The organism is Porphyromonas levii, from assembly GCF_018206105.1.
Taxonomy (GTDB): domain Bacteria; phylum Bacteroidota; class Bacteroidia; order Bacteroidales; family Porphyromonadaceae; genus Porphyromonas_A; species Porphyromonas_A levii.
Map to the genome: position 1 here is coordinate 43,978 of NZ_JADRGN010000014.1, position 6,905 is coordinate 50,882.

The 6,905-nt window shown below is 43.5% G+C and carries 5 protein-coding genes; all 5 read right to left on the reverse strand.

Annotated features, from left to right (window positions below; genetic code table 11):
• Nucleotides 1-22: 22 nt before the first annotated feature.
• Nucleotides 23-2,344 (reverse strand): fibrobacter succinogenes major paralogous domain-containing protein, encoded by a 2,322-nt coding sequence (locus IX315_RS04615; RefSeq protein WP_211837225.1) that lies wholly within the window; start codon nt 2,342-2,344, stop codon nt 23-25.
• A gap of 132 nt (nt 2,345-2,476) precedes the next feature.
• Nucleotides 2,477-3,490 (reverse strand): FimB/Mfa2 family fimbrial subunit, encoded by a 1,014-nt coding sequence (locus IX315_RS04620; protein WP_211837226.1) that lies wholly within the window; start codon nt 3,488-3,490, stop codon nt 2,477-2,479.
• Nucleotides 3,491-3,593: 103 nt separating this feature from the next.
• The gene (locus tag IX315_RS04625) at nt 3,594-5,171 is read right to left on the reverse strand and encodes an Mfa1 family fimbria major subunit (protein ID WP_211837227.1); all 1,578 of its coding nucleotides are present in this window, start codon (nt 5,169-5,171) and stop codon (nt 3,594-3,596) included.
• Nucleotides 5,172-5,238: 67 nt separating this feature from the next.
• The gene (locus IX315_RS04630; protein WP_211837228.1) at nt 5,239-6,696 is read right to left on the reverse strand and encodes a DUF3868 domain-containing protein; all 1,458 of its coding nucleotides are present in this window, start codon (nt 6,694-6,696) and stop codon (nt 5,239-5,241) included.
• Between the two features lie 54 nt (nt 6,697-6,750).
• A partial coding sequence (locus IX315_RS04635) for a DUF3575 domain-containing protein (RefSeq protein ID WP_211837229.1) occupies nt 6,751-6,905 on the reverse strand: 155 nt, incomplete at its 5' end.

The window sequence follows — 6,905 nt, forward strand, 5'->3', positions numbered from 1 at the left end:
AAACAATTCTTTATGGTCCATTTCATTCTTTGATGCACCTAACAGGTATCCCATAACTTACTGGATAGTCATATTCGCGAGCTTGCGTTTCATGAATAAAGAGGAAGGAAACCTTGGAATTCAAATTATTGTATAGCTCGCTGGTCGAGTAATAGGTAGGATATGTATTTGGTTCAAGCCAATCATAGAGGGTACCATTAGAAGCCCTAAATTGTGCACGTGGGAAATAGACATCGGTGTTACCATCACTACTCTTTGCCCAAAAGCCATGTGTATGCTCCAAGTATTTAAGATTACTCAAAATTCCATTCATTTCAGCAAGTGTAGGTACCCTATACCCCTCAGGACAAGGATCAACCCCGACCTTCTTGGGAGAACCCCACAGTGGAGGGAATGCTCCCGAGCTGCTTAGCCAAGGCTCAGCAGTGATGAATCTGCCATACTGAGGGTCTTGGGAGCCAGGCACTACTGGGTCCCACCACTTATGAGGCATAGCATCAGGATGAGTAACATAGTCCACAGGATATGCATTCAGCTGTTCAGAAGTGAGAGAAGTATTTATGGTACCATCCAGTACATTGATCCCATGCCAGTGATATCCATCAGGCACCCTACCCCATTGGTAGTAAAAACCGTTCATCCTTACGCGTTCTTGATTCGAGATAGGAGCCCCCTCCGTCCATGCATTTCGGTTGGTAGCCGACCTAAGGGCGCCTAAGTTTCGGTCAAGGATGGTATAGCCATTCACCGTCACCTCCTTGTAGTTACCCTGCTCTACCCAGATATAGGCAGCACGATCAGAGCCATCGTAGATCTTGACTACAGCATACCTCAAGAGGTTGACATCATTCGTGGTTGCGGCATTGATGGTTAGCTGCGAGCCATTCTTCATTAGAGTGACCCAGTCGGGATTACCAGCGATAGTGCTGTAGCTCTCTACGACCTCTGCACGCCAGTCATAGCCATAGTTATTCACGCTAATATTTACTATTCCCCCTGTGCCAATAAAATTGACATACTTGCGGGTCACAATATCCTGTCTCGGCAATTGTACCACCCTGACTCTCACATCATGGGCATAACCATCAACGTGGAAGGTCACCGTAGCAATTCGAGGGGTTCCCCCGATATTTTCAGAGGTAGTCGAAGTTCTGAATTCTAAGTTACCGGTGATATACGTAGGGTTAGCTGGAGTCATTGTGAACCAATCCGTATCCAAGGGATCAGCATACTCCACGCTGTAGCTCAAGATCTTATTTTCGAAGTTGCTCAAAATCTTATTTTCGAAGTTGCTCAAAATCATGAAGCTATTGGGATCCCCATTGGGATAATTCATCACCACATCCTCCTTACTGGCATTCATATAATCGTCGGTGGAGGTGAAATCATTAGCGATCAAGGTCCAAGGTTCCACTTCGAGACGAACTACTGGCTGGGTCTGAGCATCCGAGATATTGATATTCACGATGTAGTGCATATTCCTAAGAATACTTTGGGTCGTAAACTTAGTAATATCTTCTGGCTTCATCATCAGCCCTAAGTGAGCGAAGATGGTCTCCAATTCGTCGATATACTGAATATCGATAGGCAACTCTAAGGTCTTAAGTGCCGATGTAGCATCAGCGGTCTGAGTATATTCGATGACTACTGTAGTTCCTTGTGGATCCGTCCCTTGTCGAAGAAGCTCAGAGATATACATACTCTCACTAAATATTTCTCCTTTTGTGTCATAAGGAACTGCAGGCAGTGGAGTAGACAGCTCCTTAGTAGTGGTCGAGGATGTGATCCCCAGCCCTTCTTCCGCATGAGTCCTCATCGTAAATAGAGGAATAAACTGAGTAGCTAAGTTTTTGAGATAAACCTTCTTGATGACCGCATGCTTAGCCCCAGGCACTTCAATCTTTCGATTGATATTAATGGTAACCTTTGAGAAGTTGCGGATGAGGGTTACAGGGATGACCTGAGGGTCATCAATTGAGCCACCAGATACCGATACATTCTTGTACACGGCGAGCATTGGGAATAGGCTCTTAGATGGATCAAAATCAGGATCAAAAGGAATCTTCTCTTGAGGATATAGCTGAGCCACATTTCTCAGAGTCTGTATCTTGGTCCTCTGTGCTGCAGAAATCCCTGGATCATCTTCATTGGCAAAGAAGTAAAAGTCGTAGAGCCCTGCATTCTTCACCTCGATGACTTCTGAGCGCTGCTTAAAGTCTCCAGAGGGGAATATAGGCTTACCATTATAGATGACCTTACCAGTAGCGGACTCTGCCATAATCATACGGAGAGACGCCACCCTATCCTCATTATCTGTATTGATGGTTCGCAATGTTAGGGCCATCCGGGCCATACCATCACTCGAATCCACCTCACGAGGCTTACACCCATGAACCATCAGGATGGCAAGGAAAAGGAGCAATAAGCTTCCGTATGTATGTATATTCTTAGAGTTCATCGTAGCTCAATAATAATTTTATTTCTCCACCTTTTGCTCCCGCACCAGCCAATCTTCGATAAAGATTTCCACACTGAGGAAATCGGGGTCAGGAGCAGTTCCCTCAGTAAAGATAAATGTGAGTACATATTCATCCTTACGATCCAAGAACTCTTGCATCGGCATTCCACTATACTTTTCTAGCTTTAGAGCAAAGATCAACTCATTGAGATTAGCCTCAAGCAATACCTTGCCATTGGACTTATCCCGAATGATCAATATATTCTCTTGATTATCCATCAAACGCCCTGTATTCAATTCTACTACAGCCGATGCGAAATTCACAAGTCCTGGAGCAGGCGACTGAGTATTCTTCAGATTCTCTCGATAGTAGGGAGTATACTTGATGACATTATCCTTGATGACATCATTATGGGATGTATAATACCCATTATCTGAGATGATTTCAAAATCATATTTACTAGCATCTATTGGAGTAGCAGGATTTTTGGAAATCATGATCAGCCTAAAGATATTGGTATCCTTGACTAAGGGTACCGTAACAATTTGGTCCGGATTGTTACCCACCGTTACATCTTGGACGATACCATGCCACAGACCATCTAGCTCTCTATCTAGAATGCCTGATTGATGCTTTATCGCCACCTTAATATCCTCTGTGGTAGATTTACCTGGGATAAGATTTGGAAAGTCATACGAACGATCGTACAGACCTGCCCAAGTGATAAATTGATATTTACCTTGAGGAAGATTCACATGGAGGAGATAATCCTTGGGGAAGGCATCATTCTCCACAGTAATATTCTCAATGAATACGCCTTGCTCATCAAAGATGAATAGATCCACCTTCTTCACCTCATGAGGAAAAGCATCAGCATACTTAAGGTTGTAATCATAGATAAATCGTACATCCAGACCGCAAGGCTCAAGGTCCTCGTAGATGAATTTATCACATGAAGTCAGACCAAAAACAGTAAATAATGATACCAATACCGCAATAATGGTGTTATTAACAAAGGCTTTCATATTCATACTTATATCAAAATATGTGTAATAAAAAAGAATAGCCCTCCCCACTTGGGAGTACCTCCACAATGGGGAGGGCTAAGTCATATAAATGATTAATCTTTACAGATTATAGCTCAACATCTTGTGTACGAACCAACCATGGAAGTACGTCAACGTCCACAGCAATGTAATTCTTGTTTGGATCGTCTGGAATTTCCTTTTCTGGTTCTGGGATTTCTGGTTCACCAGGTCCACTGATCTTAGTAATGCTCAGCTTGTAGATATTATTACGCACTACACCATAGCGACCATAGTGCATGTCCACATCTGTATTACCTTTATCCAAATCATCATGGAAGTGACGGATGGTAGTCTTATAGTAGCTTACCCCATTTAGGTAGAACTTAATATCACCATTCACAAATGATTTAGTAGTAAAATCCAATTTTGTATCAGTACCAAGAGCTTTTACCGCATCAGTAAAACCAGCAGGCATACCAAGATCAGCATCAGTCTTTGTGTCATCTGCAACGTATGCGTCGATCTTAGCTTGGAAAGCTTCTGGCTTAAAGGTCATTCCCTTGTACTCTACGAAAGATTTACCTAGCTCAATTCCTTGTGGAGCATATACTACTTCGAATACTACGCGAGTAGTAGCCACTTCAAACTGCTCAGCAGCATCCATTGTATTTTCAGCCACATAGATACCATTTTCATCGCTAAAACCAGCAGTCTTTACAGTATGAGGAAAATCAGGCCCAGCGAAAGTCTTACCAGCACCAATGTATGAGAATTCATCAGTAAGATCTTTGGGTTCAGCTATAGCAAAAAGCTTAGGATCACCTTTCATATTTGGGTCTACGGCATAAGATTTCATACGAGCATCAGCAGTAGTTTCCTTAAGCTCAGGAGTTGTACCATCTGTGGTAAAGCCCATGTGGCGAACAGCATAGTACTTCTTATTGATCACGTCAAGGGCAAATCGCTTCACTTCAGCTTTAGCTTCATTAGCTACACCAGACACAGAGCTATTCACAAACACCTTAGCTACAGCACGCTCAACTGGCACCTTTACGGATGCAGTAGCTGCTTCAGCTGCAGCTGCAGTAGGCTTGAAGTTGGCATCAACGTCAGTTAGAACACCACCCTTAGCATTACTCATGAAGAAGCCCTCATTGGAAGTCAATTTAGCTTCTTCGTAGGCAGCTGAATTATTCATCAATGCATTCTTGTGCGTTCCCTCCTTGGTATTGTTATTAACAAATTCAGTAGGATTGAGGAATACATATACTTCATATACAGCCTTTTCAATCTGAAATGCCTTGGTAGTAAATCTACTCTTCGTAGCAGTAGCTGTTGCTTCAGTAGATACTTCACCTGTGAAAGCATCAGTACCATTAGCAGTAATGCCAGGTGTAAACACATGCTTCACCACATCATCCTTATAAAGAACGATACGTACAGTACTAACTTTCTGCTCACCTACAGTACCACCATAGGTATCACCGCGATTAGCTTTTGCTACATCTTCTGCTTCGGCTCTCAAGCCACTTGCAGTAGGTAGAGCAATGGTGAATGAGGTCCAGCCCTTTTCGCCTGTGCCACCATTTACATTCTCAGGTTCGTTCTTGCCCTTATCACAAGAAGCTAAACCCAACGCTAGAGCGAAGATCGCTCCGATTGATAAAATTTTGTTTAGTTTCATTTTCTTGAAATTTAATTAAAAAAACTCGTTTATTCTTTCTTATTACTTATCTCTTTTATTCTTCAAATCACATGCTCTCTTGTTGCTTAGTCAGCTCCTCGAGGTTGTGCTTGGCATTGTCGCTACCCATGCTTACTGCCTTCTGGAAGCTGGCACGAGCTTGCTCCACATTACCCATGCGGGCATACGCCACACCTGTATTATTCACTGCCTCAGCATTACTGCTAAGCTTGCTTAGTCTCTCTATCGCTGCTTGATAATTACCTCCCTCAATATCCGCAGCACTCGCATTGATAATCGCTACAGGCTCATCGGGATACATTCGGGTAGCAATATCAAAGACCTCCTTAAACTCCTTGCTATCTGCTGGGTAGCTCTTAGCTACTAGGTACATCTCATTCAGAGAAAGTAGCTTAGGATTGGTCTTGATGATCTCCTTAGCCTCCTCCACATCAAAGGCACGCACATTATAGGCAATCACATACTCCGTACGGCGTAGTGGTGGATAGAAGTTTTGTAGCAGATTATTATAAGTCTGACCTCCGTCAAGAGCTCTGATCTTAGCATCACGAGCATCAGGATTAGCCGTAAAGGCAATGATATCTAGGATCGCATTCTTATTAGATAGGTACGATTTGCTCACCGCTTCCTTAAGACCGTTCCAGTCCTCCCCGTGTCCCGAAACATTGAATTGGTTCCTCTGGATACCATAATTGCTCATCAAGTAATCGGCAAATGAATTGGCACGACGTCCCGCTAGAGCACGGTTGCTCTCGAAATTACCTTCAGGAGAAGCATATCCGACCACAGAAAATTCGGTAATCGTAAGGTCCTTATTCTTCACCACTTCGCTCACCACCTTATCTACGCGAGCAAACTCGGCAGCGTTATTCTTATAATCCCTAATGAGGTCATGCTTAGCCACTACGAAGTTGAAGGTAGCAGTGTGCCTATCAGCACGTGCCTTTACAGGCTCTACCTTAGGTGTGATATAAGTAAGCATATAGGAAGGCTCATAGGGCTGCTCTACAAAAGGTGTCAAAAGCACCTTCTCACCCTCATGAACAAAGCAATCAGCACAACCATGTACCACTTCCAAAAAGACAAGCTCTGCCTCTGTCATATAGCTCTGGAAAGGAAGACGATGGCTGTAAGCAATAGACTGGCGACTGCCATTCTTGCGGGTAATATCTAACTCGGGTGCCACTTGCCATTCGCGTGCAATACCACTCTCTGCCATACGATTCAGTACAATACTCCGGGTACGACCAGAAACCTGCAAAGGAGGTAATACCTCCACAATATCCTTGCCATTCATACGAAGGGCAGGAGAGAGGAGAATCACATCATTAGACCGAATTTTGAGGTTGTTAAGATTGATATTCATAGCAACCCCAACCTCCTCACCCTCGTGAGTCACACGCACATCCTCTACTTTGATTTGATCTAAATACCTCTCTTGAGCCAGCAGAAACTGGGGCACAAAAAGGAGCAGAAGCACCAGTGAAGTAACCGTTTTATTCATCGCACTATATAGCTTATATATTATATGTTCAGTTAATTAATTAGGGACAAACGCTTAGAAAACGTAAACCAAGGAGAGCGTACCTCTCGTAACACCCCAGTAGTTGTAAACTCCTTCATCGAGTTTGGTACCGCAATGAGCACAAGGGAATTGCTCGTAATGAATACGTGCATAACCTCCTCCTAAGGATGCCTCAAGGTTCCAGTGAG